This is a genomic window from Spongiibacter sp. IMCC21906, assembly GCF_001010805.1.
Lineage (GTDB): Bacteria > Pseudomonadota > Gammaproteobacteria > Pseudomonadales > Spongiibacteraceae > Spongiibacter.
This window is the reverse complement of sequence record NZ_CP011477.1, coordinates 2370926-2389513: the sequence shown is the minus strand read 5'-3', so window position 1 is coordinate 2389513 and position 18588 is coordinate 2370926. Positions and strand designations below refer to the sequence as shown.

The following is an 18588-nucleotide window of genomic DNA, read 5'->3' as shown; positions in this document are numbered from 1 at the left end:
GTGTTAATGCAGAACTACAGCTGGAAGACTGAGCTTCTTAAAGTCTGCTTGCCTTTGGCAGCTGTTGCTCTGCTGAGCGCATTCTTAGATGTCGGCATTTGGCCGCTTTTTATTGCAACAATAATTACCTGTGGTTGGCTGCTTCGACAGTTGCAAAAGCTTAGCGATTGGCTGCAAACCAGTGTTGATAGTGAGCCGCCGGAGGCGATAGGGATGTGGGGCCAAGTTTTAGATAATATTTACGATCTGCACAAGCAGTCGCGGCAAGACAATAGCCGTTTGATAGCAATGATCGATTATTTGCGTTCGTCCTTTGCCTCGATGTCTGATGCGGTAGTGATGCTGGATGCCGCTGGTAATATTGAGTGGTGTAATCTCGCTGCTTTGGATTTGCTGGGATTACGACAAGAGGAGGATATCGGCCGGCAATTGGTAAATCTTCTTCGTACCCCGGTCTTCTTACGCTACTTTGAGGCGAATGACTTTAAAGCCCCGTTGGAAATGTATTCCCCGGTAAACGGTCATATCCATCTCAGCGTGAGTGTGAGTTATTTTGGTCAAGGTAACCGCCTGCTTTTTGCCAGAGATGTTACCCGCACTCATCGTCTTGAAAAAATGCGTAAAGACTTTGTTGCCAATGTCTCCCATGAGTTACGCACGCCGTTAACCGTCATTAATGGCTACCTGGAAACCTTTGCCGAGCATGGCGGTGAGAATCCTCGCTGGGACAGGGCGATTAAGCAAATGCTTCAGCAGTCTAAGCGTATGCATAATCTGATTCAGGATTTGATGCTGCTTTCTCGTCTCGAAACCTTGCCCGCTGCTGCAGAGCAAGAAACCATAAAGCTGCGTTCATTGATGGAAATGATTGCCGAAGAACTGGCGGCGGCGGCAAAAGGTGATCGCATTGTGACGATTGAGTGCGATGAAGCGGTGCATTTAAAAGGCAGCTATGCAGAACTGCGCAGTGCGTTTTCTAATCTGGCCGTGAATGCAGCTCGCTATACTGAAGATGGCGATCGCATTACTCTCCGTTGGTACCAGGACGCGCAAAACGGCTTTTTTGAGGTGGAAGACTCGGGGATTGGCATAGAGCCCCAATACATTCCCCGGTTAACAGAACGGTTTTATAGAGTGGAAGAAAGTCGCTCGATTGATACCGGTGGCACCGGCCTTGGTCTGGCGATTGTAAAACATGTTTTGATACGCCACCGTGCCGAATTGCGTATTCATAGTGTCATATCCGTAGGTAGCCGCTTTACTTGTGTATTTCCTAAGTCCTTGTTGGTAAAAGAATAATAATCATTTTTCTGTGGTTCATCATTTTGTAACATTACTGTCACATTGCCTCTATAGAGTGCCAGCTGTAAACCCTAACTGCACTGAGGAGTCGTACGTGAAAATCAAGCAAAGTTTGGTAGCAGCAGTCCTAGCCATCGGCGCAAGTATCGCCTCTGCGGGTGCGGAGGTAGATAAAGATCTACACGTTTACGAAAAAGCTTCTGGCGTATCCGGTAATCTTTCTAGTGTTGGTTCGGATACCCTCGCTAACCTGATGACCTTGTGGGCCGAAGATTTTAAGCGCGCTTACCCCAACGTTAATGTCCAAATTCAAGCAGCGGGCTCCTCTACGGCACCACCAGCACTGACTGAAGGCACCTCAAACCTGGGGCCCATGAGCCGTAAAATGAAGGATAAAGAACTTGAGTCCTTCGAATCAAAATACGGCTATAAACCCACTGCGGTGCCGGTGGCGATTGATGCGCTGGCGGTATTTGTCCACAAAGATAACCCCATTGAAGGTTTAACCATTGCGCAAATAGACGCGATTTTCTCCAGCACTCGTAAATGTGGTGCGCCCGACGATGTTAAAGCGTGGGGACAAGTGGGTATGACGGGACCATGGCAGGGCCGCGATATTCAGATCTTTGGTCGTAACTCTGTGTCTGGGACGTATGGCTACTTTAAAAAAGAAGCGCTGTGTAAAGGCGATTTTAAAAATGGCGTTAACGAACAGCCGGGCTCGGCCTCAGTTGTTCAATCGGTTTCTACCTCTATTAATGGCGTGGGCTATTCGGGTGTAGGTTATCAAACGCCGAGCGTTCGTCCTGTCCCGCTGGCAAAAGACGACAAAAGCGGTTTTGTTGAGGCAAGTTCCGAAAATGCCACTAACGGCACTTATCCCTTATCTCGCTTCCTTTATGTTTATGTAAACAAGGCACCGAATAAACCACTGGCGCCGTTGGAGCGCGAGTTTTTTAAACTGGTTCTTTCCAAACAAGGGCAAGAAGTGGTGGTAAAAGATGGCTACGTGCCTCTGCCAGCTAAAGTAGTAGAGCGCATTTATAAACTACTAGAAATGTAAGATAGTTTAATTAAAGGCCGCTGCGACCCTATTATCGTAGCGGCTTTTGCGTATTAAACAATTTAGTTGTCTTAGCGGTGGATTTACCCTGTCACGTTAATGCAACCCACCAGTTAGACACTATTGCTATCTAATTACCGCTACGTTTTGTATCAGGGCGACTTCCCATGAGTTCAGCAGAAGTGAGACAAACAGCCTCGACTTTCCGTCGCTGGCGACAATTTAAAGACCGCGCAGCAACGGCAACTATCACCGGTGGTGGCGTGGCCGTGTTGTTCGCAATTTTGCTGATATTTTTCTATCTGCTTTACGAAATTCTGCCACTATTTAAGTCGGCTTCTATCGAAAAAGTAGGGGACTATTCATTGAGTTCGTCTGCTGCACCGCTATTTTTAGCGATGGAAGAGCAGGCTGAGGTCGGGCTTAGAGTCGATAATCAGGGCTTGGCCGAATTTTTCGACGTTGCCACAGGTGACGACCTCCAATCTCAGCAACTACCATTAAACGATGCTTCTGTAAGCAGCTTTGCTTTGGAGTCAGACGAGAGCCGGGTCTTTGCGCTGGGGCTTAGTAGTGGTGAGGCGGTGATCGCCAAGCATGATTACCGTGTGAGCTATCCTAATAATGAGCGACTCATCACTCCTGTATTGCGGTTTCCCTATGGTGAGCAAGCTCGGCAAATTACGGATGGCGCTCCATTAACCGCACTGGCTTTGCGTGATGCAGACGATGCTTTAATGGTCGCCGGTATTGCCGATGGCAAACTTCTTGCTAAACGTTGGACTAAAGAAGAAGATTTTTTAACAGAAGAAGTGACGCTGGTTGAAGAGCGTGTAGAACTTCCCGCATTAAATATGTTGGCAACAAGCTTGTTGATTGGCCCTAACCAACACTGGCTTTATGTGTTTAGCGACAGCGGTGAGTACAATTTGATTGATCTGCGCAAGCTGATCATTGCTGACAAGGGCCATCTTTTTGAGCGTGGTAATTTAAGCGAAGTCCGCTTTTTGTTGGGGGGTATTTCATTATTAGTGGCCGGGGATGACGGTGAGTTGTCTCAGTGGTTTGTCACTCGTAGTGATGAGTCGAACAGTGGCTATCGGCTACAGAAAATTAGAGGCTTTGAGCGCAGCGCTCAAAAAGGTGTTGCGGCCATTGTGGCCGAACATCGTCGCAAGGGGTTTCTGACGGTTGGTGAAAACGGCGATCTAGACATTTTTCATTCCACGGCACATCGCCGCTTGTTAGATAAGCAACTGGAAATTTCACAGATTACCGCCATGGCGATTTCGCCCAGGGCAAACCGTTTGTTAATAGAGTCCGACTCGGGACAGCTTTATAACTATCTGCTTCACAACGAGCACCCTGAATTATCTTGGGCAGCTCTGTGGGAAAAGGTCTGGTACGAAAGCTATCCAGAACCCGATTATGTGTGGCAGTCGTCTTCAGCCAGTAATGATTTTGAACCGAAATACAGCTTTGCACCGTTGGCTTTTGGCACCTTGAAGGCCGCATTTTATGCCATGTTAATTGCTGCGCCCTTGGCGATTTGCGGGGCGATTTACACGGCGTATTTCATGGCACCTGCTTTGCGCCGCAAGGTAAAACCGGTAATTGAATTAATGGAGGCCTTGCCCACCGTTATTTTGGGCTTTTTGGCTGGGCTGTGGTTGGCGCCATTTATCGAAAAAAATATGCCTGGCGTCTTTGCTATTTTGTTAATGATGCCGATAGGGATTTTAGCTTTTGCGTGGCTGTGGTCGAAATTACCTAACGACTTCCGTAAAAATGTCCCGGACGGCTGGCACCCCGTGTTATTAGTCCCGGTTATTATTTTGCTGGTTATCGTCTGTGTGCAAATGAGTGCGCCCATGGAACGCGCCTTTTTTGATGGCGATATGCGTCGCTGGCTTACCAATGATATTGGTATTTCTTTTGATCAACGCAATGCCTTGGTCGTGGGTATCGCCATGGGCTTTGCGGTTATTCCTACTATTTTTTCTATTGCGGAAGATGCAATTTTTTCCGTACCCAAACACCTTAGCTATGGTTCGTTAGCGCTGGGGGCAACGCCTTGGCAAAGTATGGTTGGCGTCGTGTTGCCTACGGCCAGTCCGGGTATTTTCTCCGGTTTAATGATAGGCATGGGCCGGGCTGTGGGTGAAACCATGATTGTGTTAATGGCCACCGGTAATACGCCGATTATGGATGCCAACATCTTTGAAGGTATGCGTACTCTTGCGGCAAATATTGCGGTAGAAATCGGCGAGACAGAAGTAGACAGTACGCATTTTAGAGTGTTGTTTTTGGCTGCATTTGTGCTGTTTATGTTCACGTTTGTTGTGAATACCTTTGCCGAAATTGTGCGCCAGCGACTACGCATGCGCTACGGTAATCTTTAACAGGCTTTGGGGATAAAGCAGCATGGAACTTCAGGGTCAGAAAAAAGACGGTTTTATTGACTGGTGCAAAGGCGGCGAGCCGATGATCTGGGTCAATGCCGCCGCCGTCACCGTGAGCACATTGGCAGTTATTGGTCTGTTATTTTTATTAACCGTGAGAGGCTTTGGCCACTTTTGGCCCTCGCAGGTGATGGAAGCTAGCTACGCGCCGCCGGGTGAAACCGCGTCTGCCATCATTGCCGAGCATGTTGAAACAGAGTCGGTACCTATTGAACAGCTCCTCAGCGCGGGTTACTCGTTGCCAGATGACAATGCCTTTATTGATCGTGCACTGTTAAAACAAGGCAACCGGGATGTCACCGGGGTCGACTTTAAATGGGTGCTCAGTGACTATTTAGAAGAGGTGACATACCCTGTCGATGTTGTTGTTATCGAGCGTCGGGAGTGGGGTAACTTTTATGGTTATTTGCGCAATGTAAAAGAGAGCGGCCAGAATCTTGAGGCCCATTCTCCCGAGGCGTTATGGCAGTTGTTTCAAGAGCGGGCAGAGCGGGCTAGCGAGCTTCATGAGCAAATAGAAACGATTGAAAAGAAAGAGATCGGCTCCATCAATTTTGCAATTGAACGTCTGCGCCTGAAAGAGCGGGGCTTGGCCTTAGATACCTCACTGTCAGCCGTCGACAGGCAACGAGAAATGGCCGATATCGCGGCCAGTCGAGCTGAGCTGGATGCTGAGTACAGCGTTTTGCAAAACCAGCTGCAAGACTTATATCAGCAGTGGCGGCGAGACAGTTTTACTGCCGAGACCAGTGACGGCAAACAAGTGGTCATGAATTTCTCGACGGTAGTTAAAGCCCATAAACCGAACAGCATGGGTTTGCTAGAAAAGCTGGTGGTGTATTGCCAACAGTTTTGGGCGTTTCTCAGCGAAGAGCCTCGAGAAGCCAATACCGAAGGGGGAATTTTCCCGGCTATTTTTGGCACGGTTATTATGGTGCTGATTATGTCGGTGCTGGTGACTCCCTTTGGTGTTATTGCGGCGGTTTATTTGCGTGAATACGCTAAACAGGGGTTAATGACCCGGATCGTTCGAATTGCGGTTAACAATTTGGCGGGGGTCCCGTCTATTGTTTATGGGGTGTTTGGTCTCGGGTTCTTCATCTACTTTTTAGGTGCAGAAATGGACAAAGCCTTTTTCCCGGAAGCACTCCCTGCGCCAACGTTTGGTACGCCAGGGCTGCTATGGGCGTCGGTGACATTGGCGTTGTTAACCTTGCCGGTGGTGATTGTGGCCACAGAAGAGGGCTTGTCTCGTATTCCGCTTAATTTGCGAGAAGGCAGTTTGGCATTAGGCGCGACCAAGGCAGAAACCTTGTGGCGAGTGGTCTTGCCAATGGCCAGCCCGGCAATGATGACAGGCTTGATTCTTGCGGTGGCGAGAGCCGCGGGGGAAGTGGCGCCGTTGATGCTGGTGGGGGTGGTGAAGTTGGCACCGTCGTTGCCGGTAGATGGTAACTTTCCCTTTGTGCATTTAGATCAAAAGTTTATGCATTTGGGTTTTCATATTTATGATGTGGGCTTTCAAAGCCCGAATGTAGAAGCGGCACGGCCGCTGGTATATGCGACAGCACTGTTATTGGTGATTATTATCGCCTTGTTAAATTTGAGTGCCGTTGGGTTGCGCAATCGCTTGCGTGAAAAATACAAGTCGCTGGAAATGTAAGGCGGTTGATGATGGCTGCAAATATGACAACGGACAAGACTATGACTAAATCCCACGCCATAGACATGGAGTCGCTGGGGCGAACTCGTAACGAAAATAATATTCAGCAAGAAGATATTGCGTTGACGGTAGAAAATCTCGACCTCTATTACGGCGAGAAGCAAGCCCTCTTCGACGTTAATATGCTGATTCCCCGAAAAAAAGTGACCGCATTTATCGGTCCCAGCGGTTGTGGTAAATCGACCTTGTTGCGCAGCTTTAACCGTATGAATGATCTGGTGGATGGCTGCCGAATTGAGGGGGCTATTCGACTGGATGGCAGTAATATTTATGAGAAAGGTGTCGATGTGTCAACGCTGCGTCGGCATGTGGGCATGGTGTTTCAAAAACCGAACCCCTTTCCCAAATCTATTTATGAGAATGTGGCCTACGGTCTGCGTATTCAGGGCATCAACAAAAAGCGGGTGCTTGACGAAGTCGTCGAGCGCTCCTTACGTGGTGCGGCGCTGTGGGATGAAGTAAAAGATCGTCTTAACGACAATGCACTGGGTATGTCTGGTGGTCAGCAACAGCGTTTGGTTATTGCCAGAACCATTGCTGTTGAGCCAGAAGTGCTGTTGTTGGATGAGCCCGCTTCGGCACTTGATCCTATTTCAACGCTGAAAATAGAAGAACTAATTTACGAATTAAAAGACAAATACACCATTGTTATTGTCACGCATAATATGCAGCAGGCAGCTCGGGTTTCTGACTACACTGCTTTTATGTACATGGGCAAGCTTATTGAGTTTGATAACACAGAAACGCTGTTTACCAACCCCGATAATAAACAAACTGAAGACTATATTACTGGTCGCTACGGTTAATTCGAACAGGCATCAAGGGCAGATATAAGGGGTAGCCGACAATGAAAGAAAAAGATTTACATGCGCATCATATCTCTCAGCAGTTTAATGCCGAGCTGGACGAAGTAAAAACCCGTATGCTGGAAATGGGCGGTTTGGTTGAGAAACAAGTCGCCGACGCCACCACCGCTTTTATGAACCAAGATTCGGGTTTGGCTGATGAAGTCAGCAAAGGCGACAGACTGGTCAACGCATTAGAAGTTTCTATAGACGAAGAGTGCACCATTATATTGGCGCGCCGGCAGCCCGCCGCCAGTGATTTGCGATTGGTCTTGTCCATCAGCAAAATTTTAAGCGACTTAGAGCGAATGGGCGATGAAGCCAAGAAAGTGGCAGAAAGCTCAATCAAGCTCAGTGAGTTGGGTGGTCTACCCCGCAGCGTATTGGAAATTCGTCATATTGGTGACCACGTTGCTGGTATGGTGCACAGTGCGCTGGATGCCTTTGCCCGCTTTGACAGTGAACTGGCCCTGCAAGTCGCCGAAGAAGATAATGCCGTCGATTTAGAATATGGCACCGCCATGCGTAGCTTGGTGACCTATATGATGGAAGATCCCCGCACTATTTCCTCGGTCTTACAAGTCATGTGGGCATTGCGGTCTTTGGAGCGCATCGGCGATCACGCAAGAAATATTGCCGAGCATGTCATTTATCTGGTGAAGGGTGAAAATGTTCGCCATGCCGATATTGATGAAATGACAGCGACTGTTCAGGAATAACTTTTTGGTTCCGGTTCAGGGTGTCAGGCAGCGTGCTGACACCCAGCACGAGCGCTGGTCAACCTCCCGGTCCCAAAGGCAAGCCAACCCCCAGCCAAAATAATAACAGTCCACTCCAGGCAAATAGAAAGCAGATGGAATAAGGCAGCATCATCGACATTAAGGTGCCCATTCCCGCTTCTTTGTCATGGCTTTGCATGAACGCGACTATAACCCCGAAGTAAGGCATTAATGGGGTAATGATATTGGTACTCGAATCGCCAATCCGGTAGGCCATTTGCGTTGCTTCGGGCGTCAGTCCAAGTAGGGCAAGCATGGGCACAAATACTGGTGCCATCACTGCCCATTTTGCGGAGGCGCTGCCAATTAATAAATTGATGGCTGCGCTGGTGAGAATAAACAACAGTAGTAAGCTGGTTTTGGACAGTGCCAAGCTGCTTAACCAGTCTGCACCGGATATGGCGGCCAATGCGCCCAAGCCCGACCAAGAAAAATAATTAACAAATTGCGCGGCAAAAAACATTAAGACTAAATAGCCGGTCAGGGTAGCAATACCGCTTTCCATACCCGCTACCCAGTCGTTGCTGCTGCGATATTTACCGCTGCTATAACCAAATACAATGCCGGCACCACCGGCATAGAGGGCTATCCATACCACTAAGGTTTTTAATAACGGTAGCGCGACAAGGCCATTGGGGTCGGGGTTGCGGAGTAAACCCTGTGCGGGTAATACCGTCCACAGCATCAGCAGTGCAAACACCACACTATAAACACTTACCCAGAACAAGGGGCGTCGCTGAGATTGTTGTTCGTCAGCTCCTGTTGGCAATTCGCCTGTCTTGTTAATATCGACGTCAGCGTCAGATTGAGGCGTGGGGCGCGGAAGTCTAGGTTCAACAAGATAGTCATTGACCAGCGCACCAATGACGGTAACAAACAGAGTAGAGACAATAATAAAGTAGTAGTTGCTGCTGGTCAGCACTTCATGCTCGGGTGACAACAGCGCAATGGCTTCGCTGGATATGCCTGCCAGTACCGCGTCCACGGGTCCAAGTAATAAATTCGCACTGTAACCACCAGATACCCCGGCAAAAGCCGCCGCTATACCTGCCAACGGAGATCGTCCCGCCGCTTTAAAAATCAGCGCAGCCAAGGGCACCAACACCACGTAACCCGCGTCAAAACCAATGCTGGATAGTACCCCGGCAAAGACCACTACGGCACTGAGCAGGCGTGGATGAGCCCGCAATGTTAAAGCATGTAATACTTTAGCTAACAAGCCAGAGTGTTCGGCGATGGCGATACCCATAATGGCAACAATAACGGGGCCGACCGGGGCGAATTGGGTGAAATTACTCACCGCGTTAGTCAGCATCCAGCGCAGCCCGTCCGCACTGAGTAATGATCGAGCCGCGAGAGTTTCCCCTGTTAGAGGATGACTGGCATTGATACCCGCACCACTTACCAGCGATGAGGCAAGGATGACTACAGCACAGAAAATAATAAATAAAAGTACCGGGTTGGGCAGTCGGTTTCCCAGCCGCTCGATATTGTCCAGCCACCGTTGACTGATGGGCTTGGTTTTTCCGGCTTCATTCATCACTCGGCTCCAATTGTCGCAATCCTGTATCATACCGCTTCAATCCCAGCCTGGGCAGCGTTGCCCTGGAGGGGAGCTGGTGCCTTAAGTTACAAGCCCCAAATATATTGCAACTTCGCACCTCCCACTATTAATTAGAGTATTCCGGTGAGCATTTCCCACACAAAAGATAAGCCCCCAGCAAAAGTGTTTTTTGCCTTGTACCTGGCAATGATGGCGGTGGGGATGGGACAAACGGTGGTGTTTGCCATCATCCCCATGTTGGGCCGTGAGCTGGCGCTGGATAAGCTGGTTTTTCAGTTACCGATCCTTGATATCACCTTGGCCCCCAAAGAATTAACCATCACCTCCTTGTCGGCGTTGGCGGCAGTGGTTTTTTTCTTTGCGGCCCCGTTTTGGGGGCGTTTAAGTGATCGGGTAGGCAGAAAGCCCATCATTATTACCGGGCTGCTTGGCTATGCACTGGGCTCTATGGTATTCAATTTTGCCTCGTATCTTGGTCTGGCTGGGATCTTGAGTGGCGTCGCACTGTATTTTCTACTGGTGATCAGTCGCGGCTTTCACGCCATGGTAATGTCGGGCACCCATCCGGGCGCCGCGGCGTATATGGTGGATATCACAACGGTATCTGGGCGAACTCAAGGCATGGGCAAGCTGCAGGCGGCTAATCAACTTGGGGTAATGTTTGGGCCGGTGTTGGCTTGGTTTGTCAGTGTGAGCTTTCTTGCCCCCTTGTTTATTCAAGCTGTACTGGCGACTGCTGCTGCGATTTTAGTATGGTTGTGGCTACCTTCTATTCCTCCTCAGCCTGCTGCCGACACTCGTCCCCGGCGAATGTCCTATTTTGACGCTCGCTATCGCTTATTTATTTTTGTTGGCTTTGTGTTGTTTAGCTTAATTGCGATGATTCAACAAACGCTGGGATTTTATTTTCAGGATACTCTCTCGGTCGATGGTGTTCGTTCTGCCCAGTTGTTTTCTGTTGCGATGGTTGTCTCTTCCGCCATGATGATTTTTGCCCAGCTCGGTGTTGTTCAACGCTTTGGCGGGGCACCGGTAACACTGCTGTTTGCCGGAATGCCTTTTAGCTTGTTGTCGTATCTTGTGCTGGCCAACGCCGATAACCTCGTAATGTTACTGGGTGGAATGGCCTTGTTCGGTTTTGGTATGGGGCTGACCGGACCTTCTTTTACAGCTTGTGCTACCTTGGTTGTAAGGGCTGAGGAGCAGGGAGAGCTAGCGGGAATGTTGGGTTCTATTATTGGCTTGGGCTTTGTTTTTGGCCCCTTGTTAGGTGGCGCGCTCTACAGCATTTCGCCAAGTTATCCTTATTGGGCGGCGGCATTGCTTATCGTGGTGATGATGGCGACGCTATTTATGCATTGGCGGGCGGGGCACCCAAGTCTTGTGCCATCAGCGGTGATTAAAAAATAAGCAGAAATGCTTACCGACCGAGGCCAGCGACTCTCGGCAAGTTGTAACAGTTTTATCCACAAGCTTATTCAAGTTATCTGGGGACAAGTCAGTTTTGTTACATGCTTGCATCCACATGACAGCGACCTTGGCGATGCAGGCAATCGCTTAGGGGCTCTGCGTCATCTTTCGGTGATTAGGGCGCTAAAAGTCTACAAAATACGGTATTGGTATTTCTGTCTTACTGAAATGATATCCGTCAAACTGTTACTGACTGCCGGCTGTTGATAAAAACAACCACTGGGCATTTAATGTTAACAGTTGGCCAAACGAGTATTGACGTTATGGCAAGGAATGCAAGAAAACGGCTAGGGGGATTTATGCAAGGTTTTAAACGCTCGTCGAGTCTACTGCTTGCCTGTAGCTTGGTTACAAGCCCGTTGGTGCTTGCCTTGGGGGTGGGCAATGCCGAAATAAATTCTTCATTAGGTGAGCCGGTTTCAATTCGTATTCCGATATACGGCGCAGAAGGCTTACATGCCGAGCAAGTTTTGGTGTCACTACAAGCTGCTTGGGATGAGTCGACTGACAGCGAGCTTGGCGGTGTCAGCGTAAACGAGATGGAAGTGAGCAGTGATATCGACAGCCAGGGTAGTGGTTTTATCTGGATTCGAGGTCAGGAACGCGCAGCGGAACCCTTTGTTAATTTTACTCTGCAGTTACGCTGGCCCAATGGCAGTTTGAACCGCGAGTATACGTTGTTACTGGATTTCCCCCAAAGCACTCCCCCCGGACTGGCTACACCGGCTAAACCGGTTGTCACGGCTGCAGCGCCGAAGGCGTCAAATACTGCTGGTGAGGCTGTGAATAAAGTGACGACTGCCTTTGCTGATTCTGGCCCGATGTGGTCAAAGCCAGAATTTTACGTCAGTCAACGAGGCGACAGCCTTTGGCGTATTGCCCGCATTGTTAATCAGCAGCGGGGGCAAGACCTCAAAACTGTAATGGCAAAAATATTTAATGCCAATCCCCAAGCGTTTGTGCGCGGCGCACCCGAAAAACTAAAAGTGTCCGTGCGTTTAGATATTAGCGATTCGGCGTTGTCGGCGGCGTCAACGACCATGCCCTTAGCAAGAAAAAACAAAGTAGCGAATAAGGCAGCAGACGCTGTTGTGAATGGGTCAGCTCCCGCAGCTGTTGATGGTGCCGGGGATGGTGCCGGGATGACGGACCGTTCGAGCCAGCCGGGTGAACAGCCCTCTGCTCCCGCTGCAGAGCTTGTTGCCGTTATACCGGGTCGACCTCAGGAGCTGGCGGGGAGTCATGGCGTTGCTGATGCTGATACGGTATCCGTAGCGCAGATTACCGCATTGCAAAATACCGTTTCACAAATGTCGCTGCGCTTAGCCACCATGACGGAAGAGATCGCTCAGCTCAAACAAGCGCTGGCCGAAGCAACCGAGGGGGGCGTACCGCAACCGTTGCCGGCCTCAAGTCAAGAGGCGTTATCAACACCGAACTCTGAAAACAGTACCGCTGTATCCCCTGACCAGAATGAGATGGCCTCGTTGGCAGCGACGCCGGGCCAGGTTAACGCTAGCAGTCGCGGGTTGTTGGCAGTCATTGTCGGGTTGTTGGTCGCAATAGTATTGCTGTTACGCCGTCGAAAACAAGACCCTGCTCAAGCGGAAATGGCGACGTCTACGTCGTCACCTGTTGCTGAAGCTCCACAGTTTACGGATCTATTTGGCACGTCGGCATTGGCAGAAAAATCGGCAATAGATGTGGCTGCAGTTGAGGACAAGAAACCCGTAGAGAATGAATTTTATGATCAAGGCGAGATTGTTCTAACTGAGCCTCAAGCCTTGGATGAGGAATTTTATAGCGAAAATTTTGATTTCGAAGACATTAATACCCACAACGACGACAATACGCTGCCTTCGTTAAAGGAGCGTGCTGAGTTGTGCCGCCAATTGGACGATCTTGATGGCGCTAAAATGCTGTTGGAATCGGCGCTACAATTAGCTCCAGAGAATGAAGACGTTCAAATGCAGTTGTTGGAAATATATGCTGAGCTTGGTGATAGTGGAGGTTGTAAGGCCATGACGGCTCAGTTAAACGCATCTGCCATGTCCATGGAGAAGTTAGATGCCATCGCTAGAGCCAAAGATATCCTTAGTCAGCGCAACGACTGGCAAGCTCGAGGCTGAGCATATTAATTCGCAATATCGGCTGGTGTTTTCGGGTAAAGATTTTTTAATTATTGATAAACCGGCGGGCAGCAATGTGCATCGCAACCACCACGAATCCAGTTTGGTCGACTGTATAAAAGCTGAGCTTGATCTGGATGCTCTGCATTTGGTGCATCGTTTAGATGACGATACCTCGGGGTTATTAATATTGGCTAAGCATGGCCAGGCCGCAGCTGAATTCGGGCGGCTTTTTGAGCAGCGACAAGTCGACAAATTTTATCTGGCGTTGGCATCGGGAAAACCCAGTAAAAAGCAGGGCGCTGTCATCGGGGACTTGGAGAAGACCCGGGGCGGTAATTATCGATTGAGTCGAAATAGCACCAATCCCTCCCGAACGCATTTTTTCAGTTATGCCTTGCTCCCCGGTAAGCGCTTGTATTTACTCAAGCCCTACACCGGCAAAACCCATCAATTACGGGTGGTGATGAAAAGCTTGGGAGTCCCTATCCTGGGAGACCGCCGCTATGGTCCCAGTACCACAGATAGCGATCGCATGTATTTGCATGCCTATGCTTTGGCGTTTAGTTACTAGGGAGAGCGCTACCAATTTATCTGCCCTCCCGAGCAAGGCCAGGCATTTCACGATGGAGGCTTCGTTCGGGCATTGTTAAACTTGCCCCCACCTTGGTCTATGTTGTGGCCTAAGCGTTAACCGTATTTGTCAGGAATTGAATGTCGTCATGAAAACCATCCCCGAAGAAACTGTCGCTAAACTCAACCGTGAAACCTCGCAAATTGCTTGGTCTGAACTGCAGGAGTTTTATCAACAAGACGCGGTTATTGTGGCAGCGCCTCATGTGGATTTAGTGTTGGCCGCTGCCGCAATGGCAGAAGATGATACGGTGGGCGTGGCACGTTGGTTGAAAGATGGCGGGCTTTTAAAAGCCTCCCAAGCCCAACATGAGGCTTGGTTGCAAGAAGAGGCAAAAGTATGGGCGGTGGTTGTCGCGCCCTGGGTCTTGGTGCAAGGGGAGAGGGCTGAGAAATGACGACGGCTGCAGCGTTTTACGACATTTTGAGACCCAAATTGCAGGCATTCTTTGATGACCAAAAAGAGGGGCTGGATATTCCCCCTGGAGTTTTATACCGCCTGGAAGGACAGATGCAGCTTGGTGTAGAGATGAATTTGATTGACGAGGTGTCTTTACGAAAAAACCTTGTTGAGATGGCCGAATCGGTGCTGGGTAGTGAGGCCGCGCAATGTTATCGCGACGACCATCGTCTTATTCTGCACTTACAAATGCCTGCTGCGCCGGTCCATCCCAGCACGGGAGCATCTAAGGATAGCCCTGCTACGCCTCATGACGATTAAGTACTAAGCATGTCGCAAGATGTGGAACGTTCCTTGTTCAAAAGCTACCGCCAACTGCAAACACTGGCTGCCCATAATGGTCATCGGTTTTTGCTGTTATGGGCTGGTGAGCGGGCGTGGTCTGTACAAAACATGCAGCAGGCTCTTGCTGATACCGAGGGCGACACTGTTGCGCTGGGTGTGGGTGATGACCGTCGGGGTGCAAGTGCCAGGGATGTTCTTGGGCAAGAATTCGCCGCCGTTGGTATCGATGCTTGGACCCATAGTCATGTAAACGATATCTTGGCATTGGCGGGCACGCTTCGTGCTGGTGGCCTGCTACACATCGCTTGTCCGCCGTTGGCTGAGTGGCCACAACAGTTTGTGGCAGCCCAACAAAAGCGCGGTTTACAGGTAAAGCAGGCATTATTTCTACAGCGATTTCTGCGCATTGCCAAGACGTCGCCTGCTGTATTTTTAATGGCGCAGAACAACCCCTTTTTGTCCCCCTTGCCTTTAAGCAAAGTAGAACAATGGCAACAGGAGCTACCTTCTGCCGCGCAAAATCAAGTGATTGACGAGATTAAGCGGGTGGTTACCGGCAGAGCCAAGCGACCGCTGGTGTTAACGGCTGACCGCGGTAGAGGAAAAACCACGGCGCTAGGTTTGGCGGCGGCACAGCTGCTGAAAGAAGGAAAAGCTAAGCGAATTTTATTGGTGGCCACGTCGTATGCTTCGGTGGCCACGGCCTTTCAGCACTGTGCGCAACAACTGACCCTGACAGAGAAGCGAGAGCAGGGTTTGCTCGCTGCGCAAGGTGAGTTGCAGTTTGTGCCACCGGACATGGCGTTAAAGGTTCATGCCCCGGAGTGGGACCTGGTGTTAATTGATGAGGCGGCAAAACTGCCGGTCAGCCTATTGCTTAAGTTGACCGAGAAATTTCAGCGCGCGGTGTTTTCCACTACGGTTCAAGGTTACGAGGGCAGTGGTCAGGGCTTTGTTATCCGCTTTGGTGAAACTTTGCAGCGTTTGCGTCCACAGGCTCGCAGGGCCAGTTTGGATGCGCCCATTCGTTGGGCGAAAGACGATCCTCTAGAGTATTTTTTGAATCGCGTTTTCGTACTTGATCAGCAGCGGCAGAATCTGCCTGTTGCCGACCCCGAACAAGTGCTGACTTACTGCGAATTATCTCAGGAAGACTTGTTAAGCAACGAGGCGTTGCTTACTCAGGTGTTTGGTTTGTTGGTGCAAGCGCATTATCAAACCAGTCCAGCGGACTTACAGTTTTTGTTGGACTCTCCCGTTAAGCTGATGGCGGCATTTCAGGGTAAGAACATCGTTGGAGTATGCGAATATCTACCCGAGGGGCTTTCTGATCCACCGCTGGCTGCGGCGGTGGTGCAGGCGCAGCGTCGACCACCGGGCAATCTTGTCGCCCAGCGATTGGCACAGTATTTTGGTGATTCATATTATTTGAGCGAAACCAGTTGGCGCATCCACCGCATTGCGGTGGCGCAGGAGTGTCGCCGTAAGGCGATTGGTTCAGGACTGGTTGCCTCTGTTGTGGCGGCGGCAAAAAAATGTGGTGTTAGCTATCTTAGCTCCAGTTTTGCGCTGGAATCAGACGTGCTACGTTTTTGGCGACAAGTCGATTTTACGCCGGTTTATTTAGGCAGTCGCCGAGATAGCAGCAGTGGAAGTTACTCGCTGATTGTCCTGCAAGGGCTGTCGGCAATAAGTCGGGAGCGAGCTTCCCAAGCAGCGAGGCAATTGGCTGGGGATTTGCCCACGTCTTTGCCCATCAGTCATCCTGAGCTCGATGGCCAAAATGCATTGGCGCTGCTTACTTCACTCGCTTCATCATTGCCGCCCAATCCATCTCTGGCAAATGATAGGCAGCGGGTAATGAGATACGTGCACAACGAGTTAGTCTTTGAGCAATGTGTGGCGAGTTTGCAGCGGCTAATTTGTTCGGCAAGGTTTATTAATTTATTGACTGCCCAAGCATTGCCGCTTGTTGAATGTATTGTGCTTGGCCATAGCCGCAGTGATGTTGCAGTGCAGTATGGTTTTGCGGGTAAGTCCGACCTTGAACAACGCTTTAAAATTATTCTGGCCGATATGGTCGTGAACAAAATTGAGGAGAGATAACAATGGCGAGTATTTTTAGCAAAATTATTAATGGTGATTTGCCCGGACACTTTGTCTGGCGTGATGAGCAGTGTGTGGCTTTTATGACCATTGAACCGGTACAAGCGGGACACCTGTTGGTGATTCCTATTGAGGAGATCGATCATTGGGACGAGCTGCCAGAATCGTTAAGCAACCATTTAATGAGTGTGTCTCGTAAATTGGCAACGGCGTTAAAGACAGTTTATCGCTGCAAGCGGGTTTGTCTTTCTATTGTTGGCTTAGAAGTCCCCCACACCCATATTCATCTTTGGCCTATCAATACGATGAGTGATGCTAATTTGAGTCAGGCGAAAATGGCTGAGCCTGAAGCCTTGGCGGCAGAAGCGGAGAAAATTCGCGGTGTTTTAACCGCTGGCTAAGTTGCTAACCAACCCAGCGGTTCATTCAATATCCGTGTTTCAGACTTTAAAGCGCTGGGCTAAGCTGGCGATGGGAGACAGTTTGAGTAATTGTCTCCGCAGTAAATCCATGGCGATGGCTGCGGCCCACATTTGAAAATTATGGCGTTCAAACGCGAGCGTAAACTGCATGCTCTGCAACTGCTGAGTGTCACCCCAGCTAATCCAGACGGTACCAACGGGCTTTTCATTTGTGCCGCCAGTTGGTCCGGCAATACCGGTTACGGCAAGCACGGTGTCGGCGCCAGTTTTTGCTAATGCCCCTCTGGCCATTTCTAGCACCACTTCCTGGCTGACTGCACCATGTAGCTCTAAGCTGGATGCGGAAACCCCGAGTAGTCGTTGTTTCAAGGTGTTGGAATAACTAACAACCCCGCCGGGAAAGACATCGGAGGCGCCTGCAACAGAGGTGATTTGCGAGGCAATTAATCCACCTGTACATGATTCGGCGGTACAGAGTGTTTTGCCATTTTGGCGCAGTGCTTGAATCAAAGACTCAGGTAGTGAAATGGGGATGTCGCCCAGTAGGTGATCTTCCAGCAGTGCGGCAACGCGTTGATGCCAGTAGTTTAGGGTGTCGTCGCTGATGGCGTTGCTGGCGCTGAGTTTAACCTCAAGTACTGGCATCGATGCGCGAAACCCCAAATCGATGTCTGCGGGCCAGTCTGGCAGTTGCTCGGTGATGCGTTGTTGGATAGATGACTCACCCAGGCCGAAAGAACCTAAGCGATGAATGCGGATTTTATCTGATTCAAATTGGGACTGGAGCAGGGGGATGATGCAGTCGTCCAACATGTATTTTAGTTCGCTTGGTACACCGGGGGTCGCCAAAACCATACAACCCTTGTGCACCAGACGAATGCCCACTGCGCTGCCGCGGGTATTATCGATAATATCGCAATGTCGGGGCAGCATCGCTTGTTTACGGTTGGCGGCACTTAAGGAAAAGCCGAGTCTTTTACACCAGTGCTGCAGGTGTTGTAGAGCTTGCGGATGTTCACAGATATCGACGCCAGTGACTTGAGCCAGTGCCTGTGCGGTGAGGTCGTCAACCGTCGGCCCCAAACCGCCGTTAATCAGTAGCACATCCGCTGATTCGCAAAGGCTGTCTATTTGCTCACATAACAAGGTGAGCTGATCGCCCACCGTCACTTTTTGTTCTATTTGCCAACCCAGTGGCACTATTTTTGCGGCAATCATCGCAGAGTTTGAATCGATGATGTCACCAGCCATGAGTTCGTTGCCAGTTAGTAAAAGTCGCAAGCGCATGAGGGCGATATTCCCGTTCAAAAAATCAAACGCAAATTGTAATGCCTTTAACGGAGCC

At 49.9% G+C, this 18588-nt stretch carries 15 protein-coding genes; 13 read left to right on the top strand and 2 right to left on the bottom strand.

Annotated elements, in window-relative coordinates:
- Positions 1–6: 6 nt before the first annotated feature.
- From phoR to phoU, 6 genes are all read left to right on the top strand, one after another.
- Positions 7–1299 (top strand): phosphate regulon sensor histidine kinase PhoR, encoded by a 1293-nt coding sequence (gene phoR / locus IMCC21906_RS11045; RefSeq protein ID WP_047013360.1) that lies wholly within the window; start codon positions 7–9, stop codon positions 1297–1299.
- Positions 1300–1396: 97 nt separating this feature from the next.
- The gene (locus IMCC21906_RS11040) at positions 1397–2365 is read left to right on the top strand and encodes a PstS family phosphate ABC transporter substrate-binding protein (RefSeq protein WP_047012213.1); all 969 of its coding nucleotides are present in this window, start codon (positions 1397–1399) and stop codon (positions 2363–2365) included.
- 167 nt (positions 2366–2532) lie between these two features.
- Positions 2533–4767 carry an ABC transporter permease subunit gene (locus IMCC21906_RS11035; RefSeq protein ID WP_047012212.1) on the top strand — a complete coding sequence of 745 codons (2235 nt, stop codon included), beginning with the start codon at positions 2533–2535 and terminating at the stop codon, positions 4765–4767.
- 22 nt (positions 4768–4789) lie between these two features.
- Entirely contained in the window at positions 4790–6490 is a 1701-nt protein-coding gene (gene pstA, locus IMCC21906_RS11030; RefSeq protein WP_047012211.1) for a phosphate ABC transporter permease PstA, read from the top strand.
- 65 nt (positions 6491–6555) lie between these two features.
- The gene (gene pstB / locus IMCC21906_RS11025) at positions 6556–7356 is read left to right on the top strand and encodes a phosphate ABC transporter ATP-binding protein PstB (protein WP_197086000.1); all 801 of its coding nucleotides are present in this window, start codon (positions 6556–6558) and stop codon (positions 7354–7356) included.
- Between the two features lie 41 nt (positions 7357–7397).
- A complete protein-coding gene (gene phoU, locus IMCC21906_RS11020) occupies positions 7398–8114 on the top strand; it encodes a phosphate signaling complex protein PhoU (RefSeq protein ID WP_047012210.1) in 717 nt (238 codons plus the stop codon).
- A gap of 58 nt (positions 8115–8172) precedes the next feature.
- Here the strand turns inward: phoU and IMCC21906_RS11015 are convergent, their stop codons facing one another.
- On the bottom strand, positions 8173–9714 hold the full coding sequence (locus tag IMCC21906_RS11015; protein ID WP_047012209.1) for an AbgT family transporter: 1542 nt from the start codon (positions 9712–9714) through the stop codon (positions 8173–8175).
- Positions 9715–9861: 147 nt separating this feature from the next.
- Between IMCC21906_RS11015 and IMCC21906_RS11010 the strand changes: the two genes are divergently transcribed.
- From IMCC21906_RS11010 to IMCC21906_RS10980, 7 genes are all read left to right on the top strand, one after another.
- Positions 9862–11148 (top strand): MFS transporter, encoded by a 1287-nt coding sequence (locus tag IMCC21906_RS11010; RefSeq protein ID WP_052763500.1) that lies wholly within the window; start codon positions 9862–9864, stop codon positions 11146–11148.
- 359 nt (positions 11149–11507) lie between these two features.
- Positions 11508–13337 (top strand): hypothetical protein, encoded by a 1830-nt coding sequence (locus IMCC21906_RS11005; protein WP_047012208.1) that lies wholly within the window; start codon positions 11508–11510, stop codon positions 13335–13337.
- The gene (locus IMCC21906_RS11000; RefSeq protein WP_082117452.1) at positions 13276–13911 is read left to right on the top strand and encodes a pseudouridine synthase; all 636 of its coding nucleotides are present in this window, start codon (positions 13276–13278) and stop codon (positions 13909–13911) included. Before IMCC21906_RS11005 ends, IMCC21906_RS11000 begins: the two co-directional genes overlap by 62 nt.
- Before the next feature lie 148 nt (positions 13912–14059).
- Positions 14060–14368, top strand: coding sequence for a DUF2288 family protein (locus IMCC21906_RS10995; RefSeq protein WP_047012207.1), 309 nt, complete (start codon positions 14060–14062; stop codon positions 14366–14368).
- The gene (locus tag IMCC21906_RS10990; protein WP_047012206.1) at positions 14365–14691 is read left to right on the top strand and encodes a hypothetical protein; all 327 of its coding nucleotides are present in this window, start codon (positions 14365–14367) and stop codon (positions 14689–14691) included. Before IMCC21906_RS10995 ends, IMCC21906_RS10990 begins: the two co-directional genes overlap by 4 nt.
- A gap of 9 nt (positions 14692–14700) precedes the next feature.
- Positions 14701–16821, top strand: coding sequence for a tRNA(Met) cytidine acetyltransferase TmcA (locus tag IMCC21906_RS10985; RefSeq protein ID WP_047012205.1), 2121 nt, complete (start codon positions 14701–14703; stop codon positions 16819–16821).
- A 2-nt stretch (positions 16822–16823) separates the two neighbouring features.
- Positions 16824–17222 carry an HIT family protein gene (locus IMCC21906_RS10980; protein WP_047012204.1) on the top strand — a complete coding sequence of 133 codons (399 nt, stop codon included), beginning with the start codon at positions 16824–16826 and terminating at the stop codon, positions 17220–17222.
- Between the two features lie 39 nt (positions 17223–17261).
- Here the strand turns inward: IMCC21906_RS10980 and IMCC21906_RS10975 are convergent, their stop codons facing one another.
- Complete coding sequence (locus IMCC21906_RS10975) at positions 17262–18530, bottom strand: CinA family nicotinamide mononucleotide deamidase-related protein (protein ID WP_047012203.1); 1269 nt, start codon at positions 18528–18530, stop codon at positions 17262–17264.
- Positions 18531–18588 lie beyond the last annotated feature (58 nt).

What these genes read in the sequence shown, in the direction of transcription:
- phoR (WP_047013360.1), top strand. Translation starts at nt 7, where the DNA reads ATGCAGAACTACAGCTGGAAGACTGAGCTTCTTAAAGTCTGCTTGCCT.
- IMCC21906_RS11035 (WP_047012212.1), top strand. Translation starts at nt 2,533, where the DNA reads ATGAGTTCAGCAGAAGTGAGACAAACAGCCTCGACTTTCCGTCGCTGG.
- pstA (WP_047012211.1), top strand. Translation starts at nt 4,790, where the DNA reads ATGGAACTTCAGGGTCAGAAAAAAGACGGTTTTATTGACTGGTGCAAA.
- pstB (WP_197086000.1), top strand. Translation starts at nt 6,556, where the DNA reads ATGGAGTCGCTGGGGCGAACTCGTAACGAAAATAATATTCAGCAAGAA.
- phoU (WP_047012210.1), top strand. Translation starts at nt 7,398, where the DNA reads ATGAAAGAAAAAGATTTACATGCGCATCATATCTCTCAGCAGTTTAAT.
- IMCC21906_RS11015 (WP_047012209.1), bottom strand. Translation starts at nt 9,714, where the DNA reads ATGAATGAAGCCGGAAAAACCAAGCCCATCAGTCAACGGTGGCTGGAC.
- IMCC21906_RS11005 (WP_047012208.1), top strand. Translation starts at nt 11,508, where the DNA reads ATGCAAGGTTTTAAACGCTCGTCGAGTCTACTGCTTGCCTGTAGCTTG.
- IMCC21906_RS11000 (WP_082117452.1), top strand. Translation starts at nt 13,276, where the DNA reads ATGCCATCGCTAGAGCCAAAGATATCCTTAGTCAGCGCAACGACTGGC.
- IMCC21906_RS10995 (WP_047012207.1), top strand. Translation starts at nt 14,060, where the DNA reads ATGAAAACCATCCCCGAAGAAACTGTCGCTAAACTCAACCGTGAAACC.
- IMCC21906_RS10990 (WP_047012206.1), top strand. Translation starts at nt 14,365, where the DNA reads ATGACGACGGCTGCAGCGTTTTACGACATTTTGAGACCCAAATTGCAG.
- IMCC21906_RS10985 (WP_047012205.1), top strand. Translation starts at nt 14,701, where the DNA reads ATGTCGCAAGATGTGGAACGTTCCTTGTTCAAAAGCTACCGCCAACTG.
- IMCC21906_RS10980 (WP_047012204.1), top strand. Translation starts at nt 16,824, where the DNA reads ATGGCGAGTATTTTTAGCAAAATTATTAATGGTGATTTGCCCGGACAC.
- IMCC21906_RS10975 (WP_047012203.1), bottom strand. Translation starts at nt 18,530, where the DNA reads ATGCGCTTGCGACTTTTACTAACTGGCAACGAACTCATGGCTGGTGAC.